The organism is Paraburkholderia sp. BR10937 (assembly GCF_040965695.1).
Lineage (GTDB): Bacteria > Pseudomonadota > Gammaproteobacteria > Burkholderiales > Burkholderiaceae > Paraburkholderia.
Genome location: NZ_JBFRCL010000015.1, coordinates 77,087 through 103,829 on the forward strand (window position 1 = coordinate 77,087; position 26,743 = coordinate 103,829).

At 64.6% G+C, this 26,743-nt stretch carries 23 protein-coding genes; 18 read left to right on the forward strand and 5 right to left on the reverse strand.

All coding sequences use genetic code 11. From position 1 onward, the window contains the following. The first annotated feature begins 45 nt into the window (after positions 1-45). Positions 46-1,464, forward strand: coding sequence for an MFS transporter (locus tag AB4Y44_RS14760; RefSeq protein WP_368700021.1), 1,419 nt, complete (start codon positions 46-48; stop codon positions 1,462-1,464). After that, positions 1,461-2,705: an amidohydrolase family protein gene (locus AB4Y44_RS14765; RefSeq protein ID WP_368700022.1), complete on the forward strand. Its 1,245-nt coding sequence runs from the start codon at positions 1,461-1,463 to the stop codon at positions 2,703-2,705. Before AB4Y44_RS14760 ends, AB4Y44_RS14765 begins: the two co-directional genes overlap by 4 nt. A gap of 65 nt (positions 2,706-2,770) precedes the next feature. Here the strand turns inward: AB4Y44_RS14765 and AB4Y44_RS14770 are convergent, their stop codons facing one another. Next, positions 2,771-4,510 carry a glycerol-3-phosphate dehydrogenase/oxidase gene (locus AB4Y44_RS14770; protein ID WP_368700023.1) on the reverse strand — a complete coding sequence of 580 codons (1,740 nt, stop codon included), beginning with the start codon at positions 4,508-4,510 and terminating at the stop codon, positions 2,771-2,773. Positions 4,511-4,525: 15 nt separating this feature from the next. Next, positions 4,526-6,043 (reverse strand): FGGY-family carbohydrate kinase, encoded by a 1,518-nt coding sequence (locus AB4Y44_RS14775; protein WP_368700024.1) that lies wholly within the window; start codon positions 6,041-6,043, stop codon positions 4,526-4,528. A gap of 181 nt (positions 6,044-6,224) precedes the next feature. Between AB4Y44_RS14775 and AB4Y44_RS14780 the strand changes: the two genes are divergently transcribed. From AB4Y44_RS14780 to AB4Y44_RS14835, 12 genes are all read left to right on the forward strand, one after another. Next, positions 6,225-7,202: a sugar-binding transcriptional regulator gene (locus tag AB4Y44_RS14780; protein WP_368700025.1), complete on the forward strand. Its 978-nt coding sequence runs from the start codon at positions 6,225-6,227 to the stop codon at positions 7,200-7,202. Then, positions 7,202-8,824 (forward strand): FGGY-family carbohydrate kinase, encoded by a 1,623-nt coding sequence (locus AB4Y44_RS14785; RefSeq protein ID WP_368700075.1) that lies wholly within the window; start codon positions 7,202-7,204, stop codon positions 8,822-8,824. Before AB4Y44_RS14780 ends, AB4Y44_RS14785 begins: the two co-directional genes overlap by 1 nt. A 20-nt stretch (positions 8,825-8,844) precedes the next feature. Continuing rightward, positions 8,845-10,353, forward strand: a complete 1,509-nt coding sequence (locus AB4Y44_RS14790; RefSeq protein ID WP_368700026.1) for a glycerol-3-phosphate dehydrogenase — start codon at positions 8,845-8,847, stop codon at positions 10,351-10,353. Positions 10,354-10,400: 47 nt separating this feature from the next. Next, entirely contained in the window at positions 10,401-11,333 is a 933-nt protein-coding gene (locus tag AB4Y44_RS14795; protein WP_368700027.1) for a sugar phosphate isomerase/epimerase family protein, read from the forward strand. 12 nt (positions 11,334-11,345) lie between these two features. Then, positions 11,346-12,368, forward strand: a complete 1,023-nt coding sequence (locus AB4Y44_RS14800) for a dihydroxyacetone kinase subunit DhaK (RefSeq protein ID WP_368700028.1) — start codon at positions 11,346-11,348, stop codon at positions 12,366-12,368. Continuing rightward, a complete protein-coding gene (gene dhaL, locus AB4Y44_RS14805) occupies positions 12,365-13,018 on the forward strand; it encodes a dihydroxyacetone kinase subunit DhaL (protein ID WP_368700029.1) in 654 nt (217 codons plus the stop codon). Before AB4Y44_RS14800 ends, dhaL begins: the two co-directional genes overlap by 4 nt. A 51-nt stretch (positions 13,019-13,069) precedes the next feature. After that, a complete protein-coding gene (locus AB4Y44_RS14810) occupies positions 13,070-13,726 on the forward strand; it encodes a DUF2291 family protein (protein ID WP_368700030.1) in 657 nt (218 codons plus the stop codon). After that, positions 13,723-15,279 (forward strand): sugar ABC transporter ATP-binding protein, encoded by a 1,557-nt coding sequence (locus AB4Y44_RS14815; protein ID WP_368700031.1) that lies wholly within the window; start codon positions 13,723-13,725, stop codon positions 15,277-15,279. Before AB4Y44_RS14810 ends, AB4Y44_RS14815 begins: the two co-directional genes overlap by 4 nt. Positions 15,280-15,306: 27 nt before the next feature. Next, on the forward strand, positions 15,307-16,401 hold the full coding sequence (locus tag AB4Y44_RS14820; RefSeq protein ID WP_368700032.1) for an ABC transporter permease: 1,095 nt from the start codon (positions 15,307-15,309) through the stop codon (positions 16,399-16,401). Between the two features lie 69 nt (positions 16,402-16,470). Continuing rightward, positions 16,471-17,421, forward strand: coding sequence for a D-ribose ABC transporter substrate-binding protein (locus AB4Y44_RS14825; RefSeq protein ID WP_368700033.1), 951 nt, complete (start codon positions 16,471-16,473; stop codon positions 17,419-17,421). 110 nt (positions 17,422-17,531) lie between these two features. Continuing rightward, positions 17,532-18,293, forward strand: coding sequence for a triose-phosphate isomerase (locus tag AB4Y44_RS14830; protein WP_368700034.1), 762 nt, complete (start codon positions 17,532-17,534; stop codon positions 18,291-18,293). 43 nt (positions 18,294-18,336) lie between these two features. Continuing rightward, positions 18,337-18,792, forward strand: coding sequence for an RpiB/LacA/LacB family sugar-phosphate isomerase (locus tag AB4Y44_RS14835; RefSeq protein WP_069267212.1), 456 nt, complete (start codon positions 18,337-18,339; stop codon positions 18,790-18,792). 32 nt (positions 18,793-18,824) lie between these two features. Here AB4Y44_RS14835 and AB4Y44_RS14840 read toward each other — a convergent pair whose 3' ends face one another. Together AB4Y44_RS14840 and AB4Y44_RS14845 are read right to left on the reverse strand one after the other, a co-directional pair. Continuing rightward, complete coding sequence (locus AB4Y44_RS14840) at positions 18,825-19,481, reverse strand: methionine ABC transporter permease (protein ID WP_368700035.1); 657 nt, start codon at positions 19,479-19,481, stop codon at positions 18,825-18,827. Between the two features lie 42 nt (positions 19,482-19,523). Next, positions 19,524-20,339 carry a MetQ/NlpA family ABC transporter substrate-binding protein gene (locus tag AB4Y44_RS14845; RefSeq protein WP_342922392.1) on the reverse strand — a complete coding sequence of 272 codons (816 nt, stop codon included), beginning with the start codon at positions 20,337-20,339 and terminating at the stop codon, positions 19,524-19,526. A gap of 295 nt (positions 20,340-20,634) precedes the next feature. Here AB4Y44_RS14845 and AB4Y44_RS14850 point away from each other — a divergent pair, with 295 nt between their 5' ends. Both AB4Y44_RS14850 and AB4Y44_RS14855 read left to right on the forward strand, forming a co-directional pair. Further along, entirely contained in the window at positions 20,635-21,363 is a 729-nt protein-coding gene (locus AB4Y44_RS14850) for a basic amino acid ABC transporter substrate-binding protein (RefSeq protein WP_368700076.1), read from the forward strand. Between the two features lie 63 nt (positions 21,364-21,426). Next, positions 21,427-22,209 carry an amino acid ABC transporter permease gene (locus AB4Y44_RS14855; RefSeq protein ID WP_342922391.1) on the forward strand — a complete coding sequence of 261 codons (783 nt, stop codon included), beginning with the start codon at positions 21,427-21,429 and terminating at the stop codon, positions 22,207-22,209. Positions 22,210-22,271: 62 nt separating this feature from the next. Here AB4Y44_RS14855 and speB read toward each other — a convergent pair whose 3' ends face one another. Beyond that, complete coding sequence (gene speB, locus AB4Y44_RS14860) at positions 22,272-23,225, reverse strand: agmatinase (protein ID WP_342922390.1); 954 nt, start codon at positions 23,223-23,225, stop codon at positions 22,272-22,274. A 324-nt stretch (positions 23,226-23,549) separates the two neighbouring features. On the opposite strand from speB, the gene AB4Y44_RS14865 reads away from it, so the two are divergent. Beyond that, positions 23,550-25,244: a 5-guanidino-2-oxopentanoate decarboxylase gene (locus AB4Y44_RS14865; RefSeq protein ID WP_368700036.1), complete on the forward strand. Its 1,695-nt coding sequence runs from the start codon at positions 23,550-23,552 to the stop codon at positions 25,242-25,244. Continuing rightward, positions 25,241-26,734, forward strand: a complete 1,494-nt coding sequence (locus AB4Y44_RS14870; RefSeq protein ID WP_342922388.1) for an aldehyde dehydrogenase family protein — start codon at positions 25,241-25,243, stop codon at positions 26,732-26,734. The genes AB4Y44_RS14865 and AB4Y44_RS14870 overlap by 4 nt, the downstream gene beginning before the upstream one ends. The last annotated feature ends 9 nt before the right edge of the window (positions 26,735-26,743 follow it).

Consider the following 26,743-nt stretch of genomic DNA (forward strand, 5'->3'; position numbering starts at 1 on the left):
TGACATTGCCCGGCGCCACGCCACTCCCCCTTCTGGAGGCAAGCCATGTCGACGATTCCAGCACGCATAGAACGCATGCCGTATTCGAGCTTTCATCGGCGATTGTTGTGGCTGGGAGGGCTGGGCTATGTGTTCGATGCGATGGATGCCGCCGTGCTGGCCTTCATGCTGCCGGTGCTGCGCACGCAGTGGCATCTGAGCAGCGTACAGACCGGCGTGCTCGGCAGCGGCACCTTCATCGGGTATTTCTTCGGCGCCGCGCTCGCCGGCATCCTCGGCGACGTGATCGGGCGGCGCGCGGTCATGGTGTGGGCGCTGATCATCTACTGCATCGCTTCGCTCATTAGCGCCGGGGCGCAGGACTGGCCGTTCTTCATGGCGACGCGCATCGTCGCCGGCGTTGGCACCGGCGCGGAAAGCGCCATCGTGGCGCCGTTTCTCTCCGAGTTCGTGGCGCGCAAGTATCGCGGCACGTTCACCGGCAGTCTGGCGGCGTTCTTTTCGTTCGGCTTCGTCGCCGCCGCGGTGCTCGGTTATCTGGTCATCCCGCTGGCACCTGATGCCTGGCGCGTCGTCTCGGTGATCACCGCGCTGCCGGTCGTCATGTTGCTGTGGTGGCGGCGTGCGCTGCCGGAGTCCCCGCGCTGGCTCGATACGCGCGGCAGGACCGCCGAAGCCGAGGCGATCGTCGACAAAATGGAAGCGGAGGTGCGCGCCAACGGCTTGCAGCTCGAGCCGCTACAAGCGCACGAGCCGGCCGCGCCAGTGACCGCGGGGCGCGGCACGCCGCTCGGCAACCTCAAGGCGCTCTGGTCGCGCGAACTGGCGAGCATCACCGCGATGGCCTGGCTCATGTGGCTGTCGATCACGTTCAGCTACTACGCGTTCTTTACGTGGATTCCTGGCTTGCTGGTGCAAAGCGGCATGACCATCACGCGCAGCTTTTCGTATGCGCTCGTCATGTACCTCGCGCAAATCCCCGGTTATTTTTCGGGTGCGTGGCTCAATGAAAAGATCGGCCGCCAGGCCACCATCGCGAGCTACATGGCCCTTGGCGGCCTCTCCGCGCTGGGACTCGCGCTCACCCACGGCAATGCCGAAATCCTGACCGCGGGCTTCCTGCTGTCGTTCTTCATGAATGGGACCTATGCCGGCGTCTACGCTTTCACGCCCGAAGTGTTCCCAACCGACGTTCGTGCGACCGGCATGGGCGTCGCTTCGGCAATCGGGCGCCTGGGCGCGATCGCCGCGCCCATCCTCGTTGGCTATCTCTACCCGCGCCTCGGCTTTGGCGGGGTTTTCGGCGCCACGACGCTGGTGCTGATCATCGGCGCGCTCGCGGTTCTGATCATGGGCGTACCTACGCGTGGCCGTTCGCTCGAAGAAATTGCCGCCATGCGCATGAAACGTTCAGAGTCGGCACATGGCTCGCTCGCGCGAGACAACCGAGGGGGGAACGTATGAACCGCATCCTGTTCAAGAACGGCGCCTTGCTCGATCCGCTGCAAGGCACATTGCAGCCGGGCCACAACCTGCTGGTGGAGGGCGACACGATCAAGGCGGTGTCGACACAGCCGATTGACGTGCACGGCGCGCAGGTCATCGACCTCGCCGGCAAGACCGTCATGCCGGGCCTGATCGACCTGCACGCGCATATGGTCGCGACACAGTTCGACTTGCCGGCCCAGGCAAGAATGCCCAACGTCTTCGTCACGCTCAAGGCGGTGCCGATCATGCGCGGCATCTTGCGGCGCGGATTCACGACCGTGCGCGATGCGGGCGGTGCGGGCCTCGCGCTGAAGCAATCGATCGAAATGGGCCTCGCGCAGGGGCCGCGCCTGTTCGTTGCCGGGCGCGCGCTCAGCCAGACCGGCGGCCACGGCGACGTGCGCGCGCGCTCGGACTTCATCGTCGGCGACGCGCCTTGTAACTGCTGCGTGCGCGTCGGGGCCTTGAGCCGCGTCGTCGACGGCGTCGACGCGTTACGCCGGGCCGTGCGGGAAGAACTGCAGATGGGCGCCGACCAGATCAAGATCATGGCCTCCGGCGGCGTCGCGTCGCCGACCGATCCGGTCGGCGCGCTCGGTTACTCAGAGGACGAGATCCGCGCGGTCGTCGCCGAAGCCCACGCGCGCGGCACCTACGTGATGGCGCACGCCTATACGCCCGAATCGATGCAGCGTGCGGTGCGCTGCGGGGTACGCACCATCGAGCACGGCAATCTGATCGACGCACCGACCGCCGCGCTGATGGCCGAGCACGGTGCGTACGCGGTGCCCACGCTGGTGGCCTACGAAGCCTTGCATCTCGAAGGGGAGCGCTACGGCTTGCCCCCCGAGAGCGCGGCCAAGATTGACATCGTGCGCGAGGCCGGCTTGCAGTCACTGGAAATATTCAAACGCTCCGGCGTCAAGATGGGCTTCGGCACCGATCTGCTCGGCCCGTCGCATCGCATGCAAAGCGACGAGTTCACGATTCGCGCGCAAGTCCTGACGCCTGCGGAGATCATCAGCAGCGCCACCACCATCGGCGCCGAAATCCTCGGCATGACCGGCAAGCTGGGACGCCTGGCACCGGGCGCCTATGCCGACGTGCTGGTGGTCGATGGCGATCCGCTGCGCGACCTGGGCTGCCTCGGCGGCCAGGGCGATCACATTCCGCTCGTGATGAAGGGCGGACACGTCGAGTTCAACGAATTGCATTGAAGCGGTCAAGGCACGCTAGCCGAATTGGCAGACAGGCTGGCACTTGTGCGGACATGCGGACATCACTAGTGAATATTCCGGGCTGCAACCTCGCCGCTGGAAAGCACAACTCCATGACGCTCACGCGCTATTTCACGCGTCGCATCGATTTCCTGCAGCGTGCGTGCCGAATCCCATCCCAGCGCCTGTGCGGCAATCGCGGAGACTTCCAGCAACAATGCGTTCGTCAGATGCCCTGAGATCGCAATGGTCGTGCGGCGGAACACCAGATCCGCGAGATGCGTCACCATATCTTGCTCGCACAGGTATCGGATTTCATGGGTCGTATACCCCGCCTCGCCCGTGAGCGAATGATCCCGGCGTCCGTCCTGCGCATGCGCGCAGGACGTGGCGACCGCCGCCGCCGCTGTGCCATAGCGGGCGAAAAGCGTCTCGGCCCGTGCCGCTGGAATAGCGTGGTGTTGTGCGAGCGCGTCGATCCACGCGTCCCGCTTGCCTGCATCGTGCGGATAGTCACGGCCTCCGCCGATCGGCTCGTGGCGCGTGCTGATCCTGCGTGAGCGTTCGAGGCGTCCAAGCACATCGTCGGCGACGGATTCCGCAAATCCGCGAAAGGTCGTCCACTTGCCGCCTACCAGCGACAGCACGGGGATCTGCGTACCCGGCAGGTGATCGACGTGCACCACATGATCGCGGCTCACATCGCCCGGATTCGCAGCGTCTGAAAAAGGCAGTGGCCGCACGCCGCTATACCGGAAGGCGATATCCGATTGCTTGAGATCCACACCCGGAAAGACTTCACGCAAGACGCCGAGCATATAGGCAACCTCGTCGTCCTCGCAGCGTACGCCGTCCGGATCGTCAACCCGGATATCGGTCGAGCCGATCAGCAACTTGTCCATGAACGGATAGATGAGCGAAATGCGGCCGTCCTTCGAGCCGTAGTACACCATGCGGCCGCGCAGTTGCGCATGGAGTTCGGGATGGTTCACGATCAAATGCGATCCCTTCGTTCCGCCGATATATTTCCGCTCGATCCCGAACGCAGCATTGACGCTGTCGATCCACGCGCCGCCCGCGTTGACGACGATCGCGGGCTCCGTGGCGATGCGTTCTTGCGTCACGAGATCACGCAGCCATACGACGCCGTTCTCCGCGTGATCGACGCTCACGTAGTTGGCTGCGGCAGCGTGCTCGCAGGCAGCGAGACCATCGGCGACGAGTTCGAAGTTCAACCGTTCGGCTTGCGTCACTTTGGCGTCGTAATACGTGGCGGTCGCCTTGATCGCGGGATCGAGCAGCGGCAGGCTCTGCAGCGATCGTTTCCTGAGCGCGAAACGGTGCCGCGGCATCGTGCGGTCATGCCGGCCGAGAAAGTCGTACATCGCCAGACCGATCTTCGAGATGACCGCGCCGCGATCGGCGAGCTTTGCCTTCATGCCGAAGAAGCGGCGCGCGGACGCGATCATGCCGCCGAAGTACGAGTGAATCGGCAATACGGTTTCGAGCGGCCGCACATAATGAGGCGCGTTTTTCAGCAGCAGGTTGCGCTCCAGCGTGGATTCGGCCACGAGGCGAAACTCGCCGGTTTCGAGGTACTTCACGCCGCCATGGATGAGCCGCGACGGCGCGCTGCTCGCCCCCGAAGCGAAATCCGTCTTGTCGATCAGCAGGCAGTCGACGCCTTGCAATGAGAGGTCGCGAAAGAGGCCCGCGCCGTTGATGCCGCCACCGACAATCAACACGCTGACCTTCGGCTGTTGTCTCACGCGGGCGAGAAAGAATTTGCGGTTTCGTTCTGTCATCGTTGCGCTCCCCTTTCAGTGCGCGATGGCCGCATGTTCGAGCGCGGGCCACAAAGGCTGCATGGCTGCCGTGAGCCGCGACCAGAGCGCATACGCCTCGTCGAGTTGGCCATGTCGTTGGGTGTCCGGAACGTACGTGTGCGCGACCCGGCACGCGTGCGCGGTCGCTTCGGAAAGCGAGGCGAAAACATCCACGCTGACACCGGCGCAGAGCGCAGCGCCAAGTGCGCTGGCCTCCCGACTCTCGGGAATATCGATCGCGACGCCGAGGACATCGGCGAACAGCTGCGCAAGCAGGGGACTCGACGAACCTCCGCCAGTCAGCCCGGCACGACGCGCAGGAAACGCGCACGTCAATGCTTCGACATGCCAACGGTGATTGAACACCATGCCTTCGAGCACGGCCCGCGCCAGATGCGCGCGACGATGCCACGAGCGTATGCCGAAGAACGACGCACTCGCCGGCTGCTCGAACGGCGAGCCGAACAGGAACGGATGAAACATGACCGAACTCGGCTCCGCGAAGGCCGCTTGCACTTCGTCGCCGATCAGGTCGAACAACGAGCAACCTCGTCGCGCGGCTTCCTGCGTTTCGTGCTGAAAGAGTTCGCGCAACGCCCAGTCGACGTTGCTCGATGAAGCAGGCGAGATGGACATGTTCATCCACTGGCCGGGGCGCGTGCCATTGCGGCACGACCAGCGCGGATCCCGTTGCGGTCGATCGGAGAGGATTTCGTTGATGCTGAACGTGCCCGCCGTAATCGAAACAACACCCGGCTCGATGTTGCCCATGCCGAGCGCGCTCGACGTGACGTCGTGCAGCCCGCACGCAACCGGCGTGCCTTCCTTCAGCCCGGTCTGCGCGGCGGCCTGGGCGGTGATCCGGCCGGCGGGCGCTGCCGAAGCGATGATCTGCGGCCGCGCATGACCGATCGACGTCAGGCCGTAGAGCGCCAGGACTTCGTCGCTGTATGTCTGCGTATCGACATCGGTGAACGACGAACTCGCTTCGGTCGGATCGGTGGCCGGCACGCCGGTCAGGCATAGACGAAGCCAGTCCTTGCAAAAGAGCACGTGGCCGATCTTCGCAAAGCGCTCTGGCTCGTTGAACTGGATCCACTTGAGCAGGCTCACCGCGGCGTAGGGATAGGGCTGCTGTCCCGTCAGCGTCAGCGCTTTTTCGAGCACGCCGGCCTCACGCCAGCGCTCGGTTACGTCGAAAGCACGACTGTCGAGCGACAGGACGCCCGGTCCGAGCGGCGCGCCGGCGCGGTCGACGAGATAGAGCCCGTCACCGTGCCCGGTCACGCCCACCGCCGCAATCGAGTCCGCCGGAATCTTGTGCAACGCATCGCGGATGGCGCCGCAGGCCGCTGCCCATACCGCTTGCATGTCCCGTTCGACGTGCCGCGCGCGCGGTTGGCGCTGCTCGACGCGCCCGCTTCCCACCGCGACGGTGCGCCCGGATGTGTCAAAAACGACGGCCTTGGTCGCGGTCGAGCCGCTGTCGACGCCGAGTAAATAGCGCTCCATCGTGTCTCCGTGCTGTTTTTTGATGCGCTGCAACAGTGTCCTTCCGGCCCCTTGAGCAGGCGACGACCATCCAGGGTTATCGCGGATGGCAGCTGGCGAAAGGAATGCTTACCTTGAAGTCACTGAAATAAATTTCAACTCACGAAAAAAATATCACTTTTTGTGGGTGCATGGAGACAACATGACGAAAATCGCCGGAAAGCGTGACGCCGAGGACAGCCTTGCGATACGCGCGGCCTGGCTGCACTACGCAGCCGGGCAGACCCAGGCCGACGTCGCCTCCCGACTCGGCGTGAGCAGCGTCAAGGCGCACCGGTTGATCACGCGCGCCAATCAGAGCGGCGCGATCAAGTTCACGATCGACGGCGATGTCGCCGAATGCGTCGTGCTCGAAGCCGAACTGGCCCAGCGCTACGGCTTGAGCTACTGCGAAGTGGTGCCGGATCTGCACGAAGGCGACTTGCCGTTGCGTGCGCTGGGCGTCGCGGGGGCGTACTTCCTGCAACGCGAGATCGCGGCGCGCCAGGACGGCGTGATCGGCATCGGACACGGGCGCACGCTCGCCGCCGTGGTTGCGAACATCCCGCGCATGGACGCGGGCACGGTGCGTTTCGTGTCGCTGCTCGGCGGCGTGACGCGCAAGTACACCGCGAATCCGTACGACGTCATCCACAAGCTCGCCGACCAGACGGGCGCGGTGTCGTACGTGCTGCCGCTGCCGTTTTTCGCCAATACCGCGGAGGATCGCGAGGTGCTGCTCTCGCAGCGTGGCGTGCGCGAAGTGTTCGATCTCGCGGCGCATGCGGATTTGATGGTCGTCGGTATCGGCTCGGTGGACGAGGACGCGCAGCTTGTCGCGTCGCAGATGATCGAGCCGGCCGAAATCGAGGAAGTGCGCAGCAAGGGCGGCAAGGGCGAACTGCTCGGCCATTTTTTCAGCGACACCGGCGAATCCGTCGAAACGTCGCTGGCGGCGCGCACGGTCGCGCCTCCGTTGGCCGATCTGACGAGTCGGCGCATCGTGGCCATTGCCGGAGGCGCGTCGAAGATCGCGGCCATCCGCGCCGTCCTGAAGAGCGGTCTCCTTAGCGGCTTGATCACCGACGAGGCCACGGCGCTCGCGCTGAATGGCGACCCTGTCGAGAAGGAAGCGCCGTGATGGATAAGGTCATGGGCGCAGTCAAGGGCAACGCGGCACGAGATCTCGTCGTCGGCATCGACGCGGGCACCTCGGTCATCAAGGCCGTGGCCTTCGATTTGTCGGGACGGCAGATTGCCGTGGCCTCGCTGCCCAATCGCTACACGACCAGCGCCGATGGCGCGGCGACCCAGTCGCTGGCGCAAACCTGGGCCGATTGCGCGCAGACCTTGCGCGATCTCGGGGCCAAGGTCGAGGGCCTCGCGCAGCGCACGCAGGCGCTGGCGGTCACGGGCCAGGGCGATGGCACGTGGCTCGTCGGTGCGGGCAACCAGCCCGCAAGCGACGCCTGGCTGTGGCTCGACGCGCGCGCCGCGAACACGGTGCGCGCCTTGCAGGAAGGTCCCGCGAGTCGCGCGCGCTTCGAGGCGACCGGCACCGGGCTCGCCGCCTGCAGCCAGGGCGCACAGATCGCCCATATGGCCGCGACGATGCCGGACGTGCTGGCGCGCGCCGAAGTCGCACTGCATTGCAAGGACTGGCTGTATCTCAATCTCACCGGCGTGCGCGCGACCGATCCCTCGGAGGCGAGCTTCACCTACGGCAACTTCCGCACGCGCCGCTACGACGACGCAGTCATCGACGCACTCGGCCTGAGCGCGCGGCGCGGCCTGCTGCCCGAGATCATCGACGGGACCGAACTCACGCATCCGCTCTCTGCGCAGGCCGCAGCCGAGACGGGCCTGCTGGCCGGTACGCCCGTGTCTCTCGGCTTCGTCGATATCGTGCTGACGGCGCTGGGCGCGGGCATCCACAGCGAAGGCGCGGCGGGCGCGAGTTGCTCGATCATCGGCTCGACGGGCATGCACATGCGGGCCATGCGCAACGAGAACGTGCATCTGAACGCGGAAGGCACGGGCTATGTCATCGCGCTGCCGTTGCCGGGCATGTCGGCGCAGGTGCAGTCGAACATGGCGGCCACACTGAACGTCGACTGGGTGCTCAATCTCGCCTGCGATCTGCTCACGCAGTTCGGCACGAGCCTTTCGCGCAGCGACCGGATCAAATGCATCGACGGCTGGCTGCAGGAGGGGCGGCCGGGCTCGCTGCTGTATCACCCCTATATCTCGGATGCGGGCGAACGCGGGCCGTTTGTCGAGCCCAACGCGCGTGCGGACTTCATTGGACTGACGAGCGAAAGCCGCTATCCGGACCTGGTCCGCGCCGTGGTCGAAGGGCTCGGAATGGCCGCACGCGACTGCTACACGTCGATGGGCATACCCATGCCCGACGAGCTACGCCTGACCGGCGGCGCGACGCGTTCGCGCGCGTTGCGCGGCGTGCTCGGCGCCGTGGTCGGCGCGCCCACGCGGATCTCCACCCGCGAGGAAGCGGGCGCGGCCGGTGCGGCCATGATGGCGGCGGTTGCGCTCGGCGTGTACCCGAACATGAATGCGTGCATCGCCGAATGGGTGACGCCGCTGCTGGGACAGCCCGAGTCGCCCGATGCGGAATTGACCCGGTTGTACGCGCAACTTTTCCCCGCGTATCGCAAGGCACGCGAGGCGCTGGTGCCGACGTGGGCGGAAACGGCCCGATTGCTGAAATCCCGCCATCGGCCAGTTTCCGCAAGCCTCAACTAACGTCGAACATGGAACGTGAGATGAGCGAGAAGGACATGGTGGACCTGTGTGTCATCGGCGGCGGCATCAACGGCGCGGGTATCGCGCGCGATGCGGCGGGCCGCGGGCTGTCGGTAATGCTGTGCGAGAAGGACGATCTCGCGCAGGGCACGTCGTCGCGTTCCGGCAAGCTGGTTCATGGCGGCCTGCGTTATCTGGAGTACTACGAATTCCGGCTCGTACGCGAGGCGCTGATCGAGCGCGAAGTGCTGCTCAATGCCGCGCCGCACATCATCTGGCCACTGCGTTTCGTGCTGCCGCACAGTCCCGGCGATCGTCCCGCCTGGCTCGTGCGCACCGGCCTCTTCCTGTATGACCATCTTGGCGGCCGCAAGAAGCTGCCGGGCACGCGCTCGCTCGATCTGTGGCGCAATCCCGAAGGGGCGCCGATCAAGGACGAGTACCGCAAAGGCTTCGAGTATTCCGACTGCTGGGTCGACGACGCGCGCCTCGTGGTGCTCAACGCCGTGGATGCCGCCCGGCGCGGCGCCGAAGTGCTCACGCGCACCGCCTTTGTTTCGGCGCGGCGCGAGGGCGGGGCGTGGCGCGTGGAACTGCGCGACGCGCGCAACGGCGCGACGCGGGTGGTGAGCGCGCGGGCGCTGGTCAACGCGGCCGGACCCTGGGTGTCCGAAGTGATCGGGCGCGCGGGCGCGCAGTCGACGCGCAAGGTGCGGCTCGTCAAGGGCAGCCATCTCGTCACGCCGAAGTTCTGGGAAGGTCCGCATTCCTACCTCGTGCAGAACCACGACAAGCGCGTGATTTTCATCAACGCGTACGAAGGCGACAAGGCGCTCATCGGGACGACCGACGTCGCCTGGGATGGCGCCCCGGAAACGGTGGCGATCACGAACGACGAGATCGACTATCTGCTCTCCGCGGTGAACCGCTATTTCAAGCATCCGTTGCGCAAGCAGGACATCGTGGAGACGTTCTCGGGCGTGCGCCCGCTCTACGACGACGGCAAGGGCAATCCGTCGGCGGTCACGCGCGATTACGTGTTCGACCTGGACGTTAGCGGCGGCGCGCCGCTCCTGAACGTCTTCGGCGGCAAGATCACCACCTTCCGCAAGCTCGCCGAGCACGCGCTGCAAAAGCTGCAGCCAACCTTCCCGAAGATGGGCGCGGACTGGACCGCAGCCGCGACGCTGCCGGGTGGCGACATCGAAGGCGCCGACGTGCCGCGTTTCATGGCGAAGCTCCAGGCGCAGTACGAATGGCTGCCGCGCGACCTGTTGCGCTATTACGCGCAGACGCACGGCACGCTGACCGCCCGGGTGATCAACGGCGCGACCTCGCTTGCCGGTCTGGGCCGGCAATTCGGGCCGAGCTTCTATGAGGCGGAGGCACGTTATTTGATGGCTAACGAATGGGCTGAGTCGGTCGACGACATGCTCACGCGGCGCACCAAGCACGGCTTGCACATGAGCGCCGCGCAAAAGGCCGCCTTCGGCGTCTGGCTCGACGGCCTCGTCAGGAAATCCGCGTAAGCGGGCGGGCCGCAACCCCGAGGCAACCCATAGGACACGACACGAACATGGCATTCACACTCGCACTGAACACGAATCCGCTGGTGAACCGCTTCGCGGAGCCGGGCGACCTGATCGACGCCATTGCGCACGACATGAAGATCCGTGACGTGCAGTTGACTCACGAGTTCATCAATCCGTCGTGGCCGGCAGCAACGACACGCAGGCTGACGCGCGAGATGCGCGCGGCGCTGACGCGTACCGGCGTGCGCATCACGTCCGGTATGACGGGGCCGTACGGGCGGCTGAACCACTTCGGTCATCCGGACGCCGCAGTGCGCCGCTATTACGTCGACTGGTTCAAAACCTTCGCCGATATCACCGCCGACCTGGGCGGCGATTCGATCGGCACGCAGTTCGCCATCTTCACCTACAAGGACTTCGACGACCGGGCGCGCCGCGACGCGCTGATTCAAACCGCGATCGATTGCTGGGCCGAAGTCGCCGAACATGCGAAGGCGGCGGGGCTGAAATATGTGTTCTGGGAACCCATGTCGATCGGCCGCGAGTTCGGCGAGACCATCGCCGCGTGCATGGCGCTGCAGGACAAGCTGAGCGCCGCAAACATGGCGATTCCCATGTGGATGATGGCCGATATCGACCACGGCGACGTCACCAGCCCCAATCCCGACGACTTCGATCCGTATGCGTGGGCGCGCGCCGTGCCGCGGGTGTCGCCGATCATTCACATCAAGCAGTCGCTGATGGACAAGGGCGGTCATCGTCCTTTCACCGCCGAGTTCAACGCGCGCGGCCGCATTCAGCCCGAACCGCTGATCAAGGCGCTGCACGAAGGCGGTGGACGCGACAACGAGATCTGCCTCGAACTGTCGTTCAAGGAGCGCGAGCCGACCGACCGCCAGGTCGTCGAGCAGATCGCCGAATCCGTGGCGTTCTGGGCGCCGCATTTCGATTCCGGCGTTGCCGATCTGAATATCTGAGGGGATCCGACGATGCACGGCACGAGGACACAGAAACTGATCAACGACGGCGACGCCGCCGTCGACGAGATGCTGGAAGGCATCATGGCTGCCCACGGCGATCTGCTCACGCGCAACGACAGTGCGCCGCGCGCGATCGTCGCACGCAACGGGCCGCGCGCCGGCAAGGTGGCGCTCGTGATCGGCGGCGGATCGGGCCATGAGCCGACGTTTCTGGGCTTCGTCGGCAAGGGGCTGGCCGACGCGGCGGTGATCGGCAACGTCTTCGCGTCGCCGCCGCCGCAACCGGCCGTGGATGCCGCGCTCGCCGCGCATGGCGGCGCGGGCGTGCTGTTCATGTACGGCAACTACGCCGGCGACGTGATGAATTTCGACATGGCCACCGAGATGCTCGAACTCGAGGGCGTCGAGGCGCGCACGGTGCTGACGACCGACGACATCGCCTCGGCGCCGCGCGAGAAGCGCGCAACGCGCCGCGGCGTGGCGGGCAACGTGTTCATCTTCAAGGCGGCGGGCGCCGCCGCCGATCTGATGATGCCGCTCGACGAGGTGGAGCGCGTGGCGCGTCATGCCAACGCGCGCACCTACACGCTGGGGGTGGCGCTCGCGCCGTGCTCGCTGCCGCAAACGCGCCGTCCGAACTTCGAGATCGCGCCCGGTGAAATGGAAATCGGCATGGGCATACACGGCGAGCCGGGCATGCGCCGCGAGCCGCTGCGCACGGCCGACGCCATCACCGACGAAATCATGGATGCGATCCTCGCCGAGATGGACGCGGCAAAGGGCGATCGCGTTGCCGTCCTCGTGAACTCGCTCGGTTCCACGCCGCTCATGGAGCTGTACATCCTCAACCGCCGCGTGGCGCAGCGGTTGAAGGAAGCAGGGCTCGTGGTGCATCGCACGCTGGTCGGGCCGCTTTGCACGTCGCTCGAAATGGCGGGCGCGTCGATCACGGTGATGCATCTGGACGATGAACTTCAGCGCCTCATCGATCACCCGTGCGAATGCGCGATGTTTCAGCAGAGGGCAGCATGACGCCCGCGCTGACGACCGCCGATATGGCACGCCTGTTCCGCGAACTCGCGGACGCCATCGCGAAGGCGCGCGACGAGCTTTGCCGGCTCGATGGCGAGATCGGCGACGCGGATCACGGTATCGCGATGGAGCAGGGCTTTAGCGCTGCCTCGAAAGCGATCGAGGGGCTGCCGGCGGAAGCCACCCTCGCGGATCAGTTGAACGCGGCGGCCAAGAGTTTCCTGAACGCGGTGGGCGCTTCGTCGGGACCGCTTTATGCCACGGCGTTCATGCATGCGGCGAAGGTTGCCGGTGCGCGCCAGGCACTGCCACTGAACGAGGCACCCGGCCTGATCGTTGCGATGGCCGAGGGCATCCACTCGCGCGGCCGGGCCGAACTCGGCGAAAAGACCATGGTCGACGCCTGGGCGCCCGCTGCGGCGGCGATCGAACACGGCATGGAGGAGGGCTTGCCGGTGCGCGAGATCATGACGCGCGCGGGCGAGGCGGCAACGGCGGGCGCCGAATCGACGATCGCGATGGTCGCGACCAAGGGTCGGTCGTCGCGTCTCGGTGAACGCAGCATCGGGCACATGGACCCGGGCGCGGCGTCGGCCGCGATGGTGGTGAATGTGATCGTAGAAAACTGGAGGAGACATGGCACGGATTGAATGGCCAGGCGGCCGGCAAAGCCGCGGTACCGACGCAACGGAGGTGAGCCAATGAGCGCCATTGCTCCATCGACGAAGGGTCACGGCGGGCACAAGGCTCGCCTCGTGATCGAAGTGGTATTGCTGGTGATCTTGCTGGTTGCGATGGCGATGAGCACGAAGGTCGTGAAGATCGGCTCCAGCGCGGACTCGCGGACCCAGGAATTCGAACCGGCCGCCTACGGCAAGAAGCAATTTCCGAAAACTCAGGCCGCCATCGAAAAGCGCGCAGTCGATGCCGCCACGCTGGCCGCGGCCATCGCCAAGGATCAGGACGCGGCGGGCAAGCAGTACGGTGTGGCCGGCGGCGGCGTGGGTCCCGAGACGTCGGTGAAATTCACCGGTGTAGCGGGCAAGGCAGATGCGGGCGTGTACGAGGTGAAAGTGCCGGGTTTGCCTGATTCGCTCGTCGTGCGCGTGCAGACGGGGCCGGCGATCAACGGCACGGATCTGCGCGACGCTACCGGCGACATCAGCTTCGGTCAGTTCACCAACCAGATCGACTATCAGAACGCCGGCTACGCGATCAATGCGGAAATGAAGAAAGAGGTCCTGTCGAAAATCGATACGACCAAACTGACCGGCAAGACCGTCTCGGTCGTCGGCGTATTCCAGCTGATCAATCCGAACGGCTGGCTCGTCACTCCTGTGAAGCTGGACGTCAAATGAGCACCGCGACCCCAATCACGACACCTGGCGCAACGAAGGACGGCGTGCTGTTGTCCGCGCGCAACATCGTCAAGTCTTACGGCGGCGTGCATGCCCTGAAGGGCGTGAACTTCGAGATCCATCGCGGCAAGGTCACGACGCTGTTCGGCGAGAACGGCGCAGGCAAGTCGACCCTGATGAAGATACTGTCCGGCGTGGAAAAGCCCACGTCGGGTGAGATCGAACTCGACGGCGAGCGCGTCGCCTTCGCCTCGTCGAGCGATGCGCGCGATCACGGCATTTCGATCATTCACCAGGAGTTGAGCCTCGCGCCCAATCTGAGCGTGCGCGACAACATCTTCATGGGCCGCGAGCTGCGCACGCCGACCGGCGTGGACTTCGCCGAAGAGGCGCGCCAGACGCAGGCACTGATGGTCGACCTCGAAGAAGAGATCGACCCGATGACGCTGGTCCGCGACCTGCGCCTCGGCCAGCAGCAGGTGGTCGAGATCGCACGTGCGCTTTCGGTCGATTCGCGCATCCTCATCATGGACGAGCCGACTTCCGCGTTGAGCGCCTCCGAGGTCGAGGTGCTCTTCAAGGTGATTCGCGACCTGACGAGCCGCGGCGTGTCGATCGTGTACATCTCGCACCATCTCGAAGAAGCGTTGCAGGTCACGGACTACGCCGTGGTCCTGCGCGACGGCAGGATCACCGCCACGGCGCAGCGTAAGGACATCGACCTCGGCTGGATCGTGCGCAACATGGTCGGCGAGAATTTCGATCTCGGCTCGCCGCCGACGGGTTACGCGTTCGGCGACGTCGCGCTCGACATCGACGACATCAGCGTCGCCGACGAATCGGGCACGGGCACCTCGGTGGTCGATCATCTGTCGCTCGAGGTGCGCGCCGGCGAGATCGTCTGCATTTACGGCTTGATGGGCGCGGGCCGCACGGAACTGCTCGAAGCGGTGGCCGGCCGCACGCACCTGCCTGTCACGGGCGGCAAGGTGCTGCTCGAAGGCGAGGACATGGCGTCGCTGAGCATTGGCGAGCGCATCGCGAAGGGCCTCGTGCTGGTGCCGGAGGACCGGCAGCGCGATGGCCTCGTGCCGACCATGAGCGTGGGCTCGAACATGTCGCTCGCGAGCATCCGCTCCTTTGTGAAGGGGTTCCTGATGTCGGCTGGCGCCGAGCGCGAACTCGTGGGCGAATCGATCCGCAACGTGCACGTCAAGACCTCGGGAGCGGGGGCGTCGATCCGCTCGCTCTCGGGCGGCAATCAGCAAAAGGTGGTGATCGGCAAGATGCTGGCGACCGGGCCGAAAGTCATTCTGCTCGACGAACCCAGCCGCGGCATCGACATCGGCGCGAAAGCGGAGGTGTTCCGCCTGCTCGCGGAGAACGCGAAGCAAGGTCTGGCCGTGGTCTATTCGACTTCGGAAGTCGGGGAGTGTCTGAGCGTCGCGCATCGCATCATCGTCATGCGGCGCGGCAAGATATCCGCCGAATTCGGACCGGATGCCAACAAGGACGACATCATGGCCGCCTCGGGCGAAGCCGTGGTTGTCTGATCGTAGCAATGCCAGGAGACATTCAACATGAACCATGCCGCCAAAACACCGAGATCCAGTCGCTTCGGCGGAGAAGGGCTTGACTTCGGCAAGATCCTGCTCGAAGGACGCGCGTTTTTCGCGCTGATCGCCATTGTCATTATCTTTTCCTTTCTGTCACCTAATTATTTCGCACTAGAAAACTTCCTGACCATGGCCTCGCACGTGGCCATTTACGGGATCCTTGCGATCGGCATGCTGCTCGTGATCATCAACGGGGGGATCGACCTCTCGGTTGGCTCCACGCTCGGACTCTCCGGTGTCGTCGCGGGATTCTTCATGCAGGGCGTGACGCTGAACATGCTCGGCGTCGTGGTGTATCCGCCGGTCTGGGTGGTGGTCGTGCTGTGCTGCGCGCTCGGCGCGCTCATTGGCCTCGTCAACGGGATTCTCATTGCGCGCTTCCGGGTGCCGGCCTTCGTCGCCACGCTCGGCGTCATGTATGTCGTGCGCGGCTTCGCGCTGCTGATGACCAACGGTCTCACCTACAACAACCTGGGCGGACAGGCTGACCTTGGCAATACCGGTTTCGACTGGCTTGGTTTCGACCGGATGTTCAACGTGCCGGTGGGCGTGCTGATCCTGGTGGTGATCGCGGTTCTCTGCAGCCTCATGCTCAATCGTTCGGCATTCGGCCGCTGGCTCTATGCCTCGGGCGGCAATGCCCGCGCGGCGGAACTTTCGGGCGTGCCGGTGAAACACGTGCAGATCAGCGTGTACATGCTCTCGGGCATCTGCGCGGCGATCGCCGGTCTGATTCTCTCCTCGCAGCTCACCTCCGCCGGTCCGACGGCGGGCACGAGCTACGAGCTGACGGCCATCGCGGCCGTGGTGATCGGAGGCGCGTCGCTGATGGGCGGCACCGGCAATATCCGCGGCACGCTGCTCGGCGCATTCGTGATCGGCTTTCTGTCCGACGGTCTCGTGATCATTGGCATTTCGTCTTACTGGCAAACCGTATTCACCGGCGCGGTCATCGTCCTCGCGGTGTTGCTCAATGCCATTCAATATCGCCGCCGTGTCAAGCGCCCCGCGCCGACCGGTGGACAACTGGCTTCTTCGCAAGGCGGCGGCAAGGCCTGAGCCGTACGGCCGGCAAGCGAGAAGTGAATTGACGCCTTTCACCATCATCCACTGAGGAGGAGACAACTCATGACCTGCAAGACAAAGACCACGATCCTTGCGGCCCTGGCCCTGGCCGCACCCTTGTTCGCCGGACAGGCTCAAGCCGCCGGCCTCATCAGCATCATCGTCAACGATCCTGCGAACCCGTACTGGCTGGCCGAAGGCAACATTGCTTCTGCCGAAGCCAAAAAGCTCGGTTACACCGCGAATGTTTCCGCATCGAAGGGCGACACGAATACCGAGAGTCAGCAAATCGACACCGCCATCACCAACAAGTCGGTCGCGATCATTCTCGACCCGGCCAACGCGAGCGGTTCTGTTGGCGCCGTGAAGAAGGCGATCGCCGCGAAGATCCCGGTGTTCCTCGTCAATGCGGAAATCAATCAGCCGGGCCTCGCCAAGGCGCAGCTGGTGTCGAACAACGCTCAAGGCGCGGCCCTCGGCGCCCAGCAATGGGTCAAGGACGTCGGCTCGAAGAGCAATTACGTCGAACTGCTCGGCGCGCCCTCCGACAACAATGCCGCGACGCGCTCGAACGGCTACAAATCGGTGCTGAGCCAGTATCCGGATCTGAAGATGGTGGGCTCGCAAGTGGCCAACTGGGACCGTACGCAAGGTTTCAATGCCACGCAGAGTCTGATGCAGGCGCATCCGGACGTGATTGGCGTCATCAGCGGCAACGACGAAATGGCGCTCGGCGCGATCGCCGCGCTCAAGCAGTCCGGCAAGCTCAAGAGCGTGAAGGTCGGCGGCTTCGACGGCTCGCCCGCAGCGGTCGCGGCGGTCAAGGCTGGCGAGCTGCAGTACACGGTGCTGCAACCGGTCGCCGAGTTCTCCGCCAAGGCGGTGCAGGAGGCCGACCAGTACCTGAAAACCGGCAAGACGGGCGCATCGAGCGAGAAGCAGCTGTTCGACTGCGTGCTGATCACCAAGGCGAACGCGTCGAAGTACACCGCGCCGTTCGTGCTGTCGAAGTGAGTCGACTGGCGTATTGATCACTGTGCCGGACTGGCGGCTCGAGCCACTGCCGCCTGTTCCGGCGCGACATGCGCCGTGAGACGTGAGCGCATAGGCGCAACAAGGTAACCATGACTGACTCCCTCTTTTGGGTCGGCACGAGCTGGAAGATGAACAAGACGCTGGCGGAAGCGATCGCTTTTGCCGAGCGCATGCTTGCCAGCCCCGACGACCCGCGAATTCAGTGCTTCGTGATTCCGCCTTTCACCGCGATTCGGGAAGTCAAATCCATTCTTGCGAAGACCGACATCAAGGTCGGCGCGCAAAACATGCACTGGGCCGAGCACGGCGCCTGGACCGGTGAGATAGCGCCGCCGATGCTGGTCGATTGCGGCATGGACCTCGTCGAACTCGGTCATTCCGAACGGCGCGAGCATTTCGGCGAAACCGACGACACCGTTGGCCTCAAGGTCGAGGCGGCCGTGCGCCATGGGCTGACGCCGTTGATCTGTGTTGGCGAGACGCTCGCCGACAAGCAAAGCGGCCGCGCCGCAGAAGTGCTGACTGGCGAGGTCCGCGCTGCGCTGGCAAGACTCAGTCCGGAACAGCGTGCAGCGCCGATTCTGCTCGCGTACGAGCCGGTGTGGGCCATTGGCGAACGTGGTGTTCCCGCCAGCCCCGAGTACGCCGATGCGCGACAGGCGGAAATCATTCAGGTCGCGCAGGCGATTCTCGGCCGCCGCATCCCGTGCCTGTACGGCGGCTCGGTCAACCCCGACAACTGCGCGGAGCTCACCGCCTGCCCGAATATCGACGGGCTCTTCATCGGCCGTTCGGCGTGGGATGTGAGCGGGTATCTGGACATATTGAAGTGCGTCGGGGCAGTGCTCTGACCTCGATGCGGGCTTGCCAACCCTTATTCTCAAGGAGTTCGTCATGAAAGTGGCCATTGGAGGCGACAGTGCCGGAGTCGGATTGGCCCGGGTGCTGGCCGACTATCTGAAAGATCGTTTCGACGTTTTCGAAGTGTCGAGCAACGAAGCGAATCCGAACGAGTTTTACGCCAATCTCTCGGACCGCGTGGCGTCGGGCGTGATCAGCGGCGCATATGACCGCGCGATTCTCGTGTGCGGCACCGGCATCGGTGTCAGCATTTCGGCGAACAAGGTGCCGGGCATTCGCGCCGCGCTGTGCCACGACACCTATTCGGCGGAACGCGCGGCGCTCTCTAACAATGCGCAGATCATCACAATGGGTTCGCGTGTGATCGGGCCGGAGGTGGCCAAGGCCATTGCCGACGCGTTTCTGGACAACACGTTCGACGAAAACGGGCGTAGCGCGGGGAACGTCGCGGCGATCAACGAGGTGGATTCGAAGTATCACCATCGGTGATTCGACGGATTTCCCAGTGCGGCTGGGTGTCATCAGCGCTTGCGATCGACGCGGCGCGCGAAATGTTCGCCGACCAGCTGAATCACCGATACGAGCGCGACCAGTATGAAGATCACGACGATCATCACCTGGGTTTCGTAGCGTTCGTAGCCATAGCGAATCGCCATGTCGCCAAGGCCGCCGCCTCCGACCGCGCCAGCCATCGCCGACATGTCGATCATCGCGATTGCGGTTACCGTGACGCCGCCGAGAATGCCGGGCAGCGCTTCGGGCAACAGCACGTGGTGGACGATCTGGGAGCGTTTGCAGCCCATCGCGCGCGCGGCCTCGATGAGCCCTGGCTCGACACCGCCGAGATTGACCTGGACGATGCGCGCAAAGAACGGAATCAGGTTCGCGCTCAACGGCACGACGGCGGCCCACGCGCCCAGCGTCGTACCGACGATGAAGCGCGTGACGGGCAGCAGCGCGACCAGCAGAATGATGAAGGGGATCGCGCGGAACATGTTGACGGCGGTCGAGAGCGTCTTGTGCAGTAGCGGTCGCGGATACAGCCCGCCCGGTGCGCTCACCGTGAGCACGATCGCGAGCAGCATGCCAGCGACGATCGCGATCAGCATGGATGCCCCCACCATTAGCAGGGTTTGCAGCAGAGCCTGCACGTAGCGGTCAGCCAGGGTTGGCGACATAGCCTTTCACCTCGATGGAAACATGCGCAGGCATGCGAACTATCAGAATGCGGGAATCACGGACCCATTGAAGTGTGTCTGGATAAAGTGCCTGACTTCCGCTGACTGATACGCCTTGACGAGCTTCGGCACCCACGGCGCGTTGCGGTCCTGCTCGCGCACCGCGATGATGTTCACGTACGGGTTGTGCTCCTTGTGCTCGACCGCGATGCCGTCGCGCGTGGCGTACAGTCCCGCTTCGGACGCCACGTTGTTGACGATGGCCGCGGCATCGACATCGGGCAGCGAGCGCGCCTGGACGAGCGGGTCGGCCTCGACGAAATTCAGTTTGCGTGGGTTGGAGCGCACGTCCTGTAGCGAAGCGGTGCCGGTGTAGGGATCGAAGCCGTCGCGCAACGTGATGAGTTTGTGATCGCGCAGGATCACGAGAGCCCGGGTCTGGTTGCTCGGGTCGGCAGGAATGCTGACCGTTGCGCCGACAGGAAGCGCCTCGAGCGACTTGTACTTCTTCGAGTAGAAGCCGATGGGCGAAATATACGTGTCGCCAGCCGCCACGATCTTGTAGCCACGCGACTTGACCTGATCGCGCAGATACGGAATGTGCTGAAAGGAATTGGCGTTCAGATCGCCGTTGTTCAGCGCCTCATTCGGGCTTGCGGTGCCGCTGATGACGATGGCCTCCACGTCCAGCCCGTCCTTCTTCGCAACCTGCGTGACGACTTCCCAGATCTGCTCGTCTACGCCGCCGGCCACTCCCACCTTGAGCGGCGTCGGCGCGCCGGCGGAGAAGGCGGGGCCGCTGGCAAACGACAGCACGAGTGCGAGCGCGGCGAGAATGGGCAGGGTGCGTCGAATCATAAAGATGGCTCCGGGGGTGAAAGGATCAGTTGGCACGCCGGGCCATTATAGAAACGCAGATCTGCGTGGCACTACGAATGGATTGTCGAATGCTAATGACGCGCGGCGGTCCATCCATGTCCACCAGGCCAGCTTGAGTGACGCGTTACGGTTGCAATACGCCGCGCGATCGAAGCGGGATGTAGACGAATTTTGGCTGATAGGCTTTTTAGTGGATTGCTATATACTTTTCCAACTTTTCTTGTCTCGGGGCGACGACGCTGTGAAAAAAATCCTCCTCACCCTTGCCGCCTCGGTGGCCGCCTGTGCTATCTGGTCCGTCGCCGCACACGCGGAAGACCGCGAACTGGTTGTGGCATCGAGCGCCACCTATACACCGTTCGCGTTTGAAAACAAGGACAAGCAGATCGTAGGCTTTGATATCGACATCATCGACGCGATCGCCAGGCAGCAGCATATGAAACTGCGGATTGTGAACACGCCGTTCACGAGCATCTTCGCGTCGCTCAACAATGGCGACGTGGACCTGGTCATTTCCGGCGTCACGATCAACGATAAGCGTAAGCAGAGTTTTGACTTCTCGGCGCCGTATTTCGATGCGCGCCAGTTGATCGCGGTGCCGAAGAACAGTCCGGTGAAATCGCTGAAGGACCTCGATGGCAAGAAGGTCTCCGTGGTGAGCGGTTCCACGGCGGACGATGTCATGAGCCGCGAGGTGGGCAAGACCAACCCGAATATCCGCCGTTTCGAGAGCACGCCGCTCATCATTTCCGAACTCGCTTCAGGTGGCGTAGACGCGGCAATTGGCGACAACGGTGTCATTGCGTACCGCGTATCGCACACGCCTGGTCTCAAGACCGTGGAAGACGCAAATTTCCCCAAGGAATACTACGGCATCGTCGTCCGAAAGGGCGACAAGGCCGTGCTGGACAAGATCAACGCCGGCTTGGCTGCGATCCGCGCAGATGGCAGCTACAACGTGATCTACAGGAAGTGGTTCAACCAGGACTTCAAGCCGCAATAATGGCGTGATGCACCGGCGCGCGCCGGGCCCGCCCGCGCTTCAGCCTTTTATCGAAAGTTGAGCATGGAAGACAGCAATCCGGTCATGTGGTTCGGCTGGTTCCGCCCGGACATCCTGGTGGAGTACAGGCAACTGTTCTGGGAGGGGGCGCTGGTCACCGTTGGCACGACGGTGGCCTGCGTGCTGATGGGCTGCGCGCTGGGCCTCTTGCTGGCGCTGGCGCGGCTTGCCGACGCGAGGCATCAGCCATGGCGGACGATGTGCAAGTATGTGCTGCGCTGGCCGTCTACGGCTTATGTGAGTTTCTTTCGCGGCACGCCGTTGTTCGTGCAGATCTTGCTGATGCATTTCGCGGTGATGCCGGTGTTCATCCATCCGGTGCACGGGCTCTTGATCAGCGGCGATCTGGCTCGTGCCTTGAAACAGAATCACGGGGCGCTGATCTCCGGCGTGGCGGCGCTGACGCTGAATTCAAGCGCCTATATCTCCGAGGTGTTTCGCGCGGGCATCCAGTCGATTGCGATCGGCCAGAGGCAGGCGGGCCAGTCGCTGGGCATGACGCACGGACAGATGATGCGTTACGTCGTGATCCCCCAGGCCTTCCGGCGCATGCTGCCCCCACTGGGCAACAACGTGATATCGCTGCTCAAGGACACGTCGTTGATCTCGGCAATCGGTCTCGGTGAGATGGCCTACGCTGCACGCACAGTGGCCGGCGCCTACGGCCGCTACTGGGAGCCTTACCTGGCGATTGCAGCAGCATACTGGCTGATGACATTGGCGCTGACAATGGGCCTGCGCAGGCTGGAGGATCACCTGGCGCGCACCGATCGCGTCGCACGGTAGTCCAATATCTAAAGGCTGACGGAGCAGAGCGGGGTCGCCGCCAAACCTGGCGATATCCCGACTCACGCGCGGCGCTTCACACCCGGCAGCACGCACAGCGCCTCGTAAGCCAGATTGGCGGCAAGCAGGGCGGTGGTGCCGAACGGATCGTACGGCGGCGCGACTTCGACCACATCGGCGCCCACCAGGTCGAGCCCCCACGCGCCACGAATGATTTCGAGGGCTTGCGGGACCGTCAATCCAGCGATCTCCGGCGTGCCGGTACCGGGCGCGTACGCCGGGTCGATGCCGTCGATATCGAAACTCAGATACACCGGCCCTCCGCCAACGTGCTCGCGCACCTCTGCCATCAGCGGTTCGAGCGAGTGGTTCCAGCACTCCTCGGCCTGCACCACGCGAAAACCCTGTTCGCGGCACCAGTCGAAGTCTTCGGCGGCGTAGCCGGTGCCGCGCAGACCGATCTGCACCACACGCTGGCAGTCGAGCAGCCCTTCCTCCACTGCGCGGCGAAACGGCGTGCCGTGCGCAATCTTCTCGCCCATCATCGTGTCGTTGACATCCGCGTGCGCGTCGACGTGGATCAGGCCGACCTTGCCGTGCCTGCGATGAATGGCACGCAGGATCGGCAGCGTGATCGTATGGTCGCCGCCTAGCGTGATCGGCGTTGCGCCGTGGCTCAGGATGGCGTCGTAGGCCGTCTCGATCCGTGCGATCGAATCGGGGAGGTTGTACGGATTGATCGCGACATCGCCGATATCCGCGACGCGCAGCGAATCGAACGGCGCGGCGCGTGTCGCCATGTTGTACGGGCGCAGCAACACCGATTCGGTGCGAATCTGGCGCGGCCCATAGCGCGCGCCGGTGCGATTCGATGTGCCCAGATCGAACGGCACGCCGACGAAGCATGCATCGAGCCCTTCGGCATTCTCCACGTTGGGCAGTCGCATCATCGTCGCGATCCCGCCGCAGCGCGGCATCGCGTTGCCGCCCAGGGGCTGGAAATATTCCATGTCCATGATTCGCTCCAGTTGCGTTCGGTTAGACACAAAAGCATTCGCTGAATGCATTTTCTGCGCGAGGGCGGGACGCGAACAATCGAAATAATTTCATGCGACGCATGTCCTCCCGTCATGGATCGGCGTAAACCCTCGCACCTCGCCGTGCATAGGCGAGTTTTCCTCAGGTCATGCAAGAAGCTCATGCACCTCATGAAAACATATCGATTGTCCGCGCCGCGCGGCGCCGCCGAGAATGGTTTGGACAACGACGCAGATGCATGTGCATAGGCCAGCCGGGCCGGCATCGGCATCGGGCGGTACCAACCAGGAACGCGACCATCCATGAACTATCCGGAATTCACCGCCAGCTTCGAGGAAGCCGGCGCGCGGCCAATTCAGTGGCCCCATACGACGGGCCTGACTTGCGGCGAGGCGCTCGTCACCCTGCTCGAAGGATACGCCGTCCAGTACGTGTTCGGCATTCCGGGCGTGCATACGGTCGAGCTTTATCGGGGTCTCGCCGCTTCGTCCATTCGCCACGTCACGCCGCGCCATGAGCAGGGCGCGGGGTTCATGGCGGACGGCTATGCACGCGTGACCGGAAAACCGGGCGTGTGCTTCATCATCACGGGGCCGGGCATGACGAACATCGCGACCGCGATGGCGCAGGCGTATGCCGACTCCATTCCGATGCTGGTGATATCGAGCGTGAATGCACGCCGCGAACTGGGCAACGGAGACGGACGCCTGCACGAACTGCCGTCGCAGCGCGACGTGTTTTCCGGGCTCACTGCGTTCTCGCACACGCTGCTCGATGCTGCGGAACTGCCCCACGTGCTGGCCCGCGCATTCGCCGTTTTCGGCGGCGCGCGGCCGCGTCCGGTGCACATCGAGATTCCGCTGGACGTGATCGTCGCGCCCGCTCGCGGCATGAACCTGCTGCCGGCCGCACGGCCGGCGAGGCCGGCGGGGTGCCCGGCGGCCCTCGCTGCGGCGGTAGACCTGCTTGCCACGGCGCGACGTCCGCTGATTCTCGCAGGCGGTGGCGCGCTGCACGCCGCGGCCGAACTGCAGGAACTCGCTGAACGCCTGCAGGCGCCGGTTGCGCTGACGATCAATGCCAAGGGCCTGCTGCCGCCCGCGCATCCGCTGCTGCTCGGCTCGACGCAATCGCTGCCGCCAACGCGGGCGCTGGTCCGCGAAGCGGACGTCGTGCTCGCGGTCGGCACCGAGTTGGGCGAAACCGATTACGACGTGGTGTTCGACGGCGGCTTTGCGATCGAGGGCCGGCTGATCCGCATCGACATCGACGCGCAGCAACTGATGCGCAACTTCAGTCCCGACGTGGCCATCGCCGCCGACTCGCGGCAAGCGCTTGGCAGCCTGTCGACGCGGCTGCATGAAGGCATCATGTCGGCGCGTCAGCGCGACTGGGGCGCGCAGCGGGTTGCACTCGCGCGGCAGGCCGTGGAGGACGGCTACGACGCGCCGACACGCTCGCAGAAGCGCCTTGTCGACACGATCACGGCCGCGTTGCCGCACGTCATCATTGCGGGCGACTCGACCAGCCCTGTGTATGCGGGCAACTTCGTGCACGACGCACCGCAGCCGCGTTCATGGTTCAACTCGTCGACTGGCTACGGCACGCTGGGCTATGGGCTTCCCGCAGCGATTGGCGCGAAGCTCGCCGCGCCCGATCGCCCCGTGGTTTGCCTGATCGGGGACGGCGGGCTGCAGTTCACGCTGCCGGAACTCGCCAGCGCCGTGGAAGCCCGGGTGCCCGTGGTGGTGCTCCTGTGGAACAACTTCGGCTACGGCGAGATACGCCGCTACATGACGGCGCGCGACATCGTGCCGGTCGGCGTCGATATCCACACGCCGGATTTTCTCGCGCTGGCGCGCGGTTTCGGCTGCGTGGCCGCTCGCGTGGATACGCCCGATACGCTTGCCGCCGAGTTGCAGCAGGCCGTATCGCGCGACATCCCGACCGTGATCGAAGTGAACGAGGCCGACTGGTTTGCGCGGGTGCCGGCATGAAACAGCATGAAGGGTTCGAGCTGCGTACGCAGCTCTACATCGACGGCTTCTGGTGCGCGGGCGAGGGCGGGCAGCGTCTGCCGGTCGTCAACCCATCGACCGAAGAAACGATTGTCCACGTCGAGGCCGGCAATGCCGCCGATGTCGATTGCGCGGTGCGTGCCGCCGCACGGGCCTTCCGCACCTGGAAGAAGACAACCGGCGCGCGGCGTGCAACCTTGCTGCGTGCGATCGCGAGCGGCGTGAGCGACCGGCGCGAGCATCTGGCGGCGCTGCAGTCGCTCAACAACGGCAAACCACTGGAGGAAGCGCGAATCGACGTGAGCGACGTGATTGCCACGTTCGAGTACTACGCGGGCCTCGCCGAACAACTCGACGCAATCGGCGAATCCGGGGTCGCGATTCCCAGCGACGACTATCAGGCGAGCGTCCGGCGCGAACCGGCAGGCGTGGTTGCGCTGATCGTGCCATGGAATTTCCCGATGGTCACCACGGCGTGGAAGCTCGCGCCTGCGCTTGCGGCCGGCTGCTCGGTCATTCTCAAGCCATCCGAAATCACGCCGCTTCCCGAACTGGAGCTTGCGGCGATCATCGCCGACGCCGGCGTGCCGAGAGGCGTGGTCAACGTCGTGACGGGCACGGGCACCGAGGTCGGGGCGCCGTTGGCGGCACACCCGCTCGTCGCGAAGGTTTCCTTTACCGGCAGCACTGCGGTTGGGGCGCAGGTCATGAAAACCGCTGCGGATACGATCAAGGGCGTGAGTCTGGAACTGGGTGGAAAGTCCTCCATCATCGTGTTCGCCGATGCGGACCTCGATCTCGCCACCGACCTCGTTGCGGGCGGCGCGTTCTTCAATGGCGGCCAGATGTGCTCGGCCACTTCGCGCGTACTGGTTGAGCGACCGATAGCGGACGCACTCGCCGCGCGGCTTGCCGACCGCGCAACGCGCACAGTCGTCGGCGATCCTTTCCAGCCCGGCGTCCATATGGGGCCACTCACCAACCGCGCGCAGTACGAACGCGTGCAGCGCTACATCGCGCGCGGCAAGGCCGACGGCGCGCGTCTCGTGATCGAAGGCGAGGCGCCAGTTGGTCCCGGCTACTTCGTGAAACCGACCCTGTTCGTCGATATCCCGGCCGAAAGCCCGCTGTGGCGCGAGGAGATCTTCGGCCCCGTGCTGTGTCTGCGCAGCTTCGATACCGAGGACGAGGCCATCGGCGCGGCCAACGATACCGAGTTCGGCCTGGTCGCCACGGTCGTCACGCGTGACGCCGGGCGGGGCAGGCGAGTGGCGGCCGAACTGGAAGCGGGTGTCGTCTGGATCAACGCGCCGCAGGTCATCTTTCCTCAGACCTCATGGGGCGGCTACAAGCGCAGCAGCATCGGGCGCGAGCTGGGTCCGTTCGGGCTCGCCGCATTTCAGGAAATCAAGCAGGTGCTCATGCCTGCCGGGGCCGGCGCGGCTCCGGAAAACATTCGCGGTGCATGAGCTTTTGTC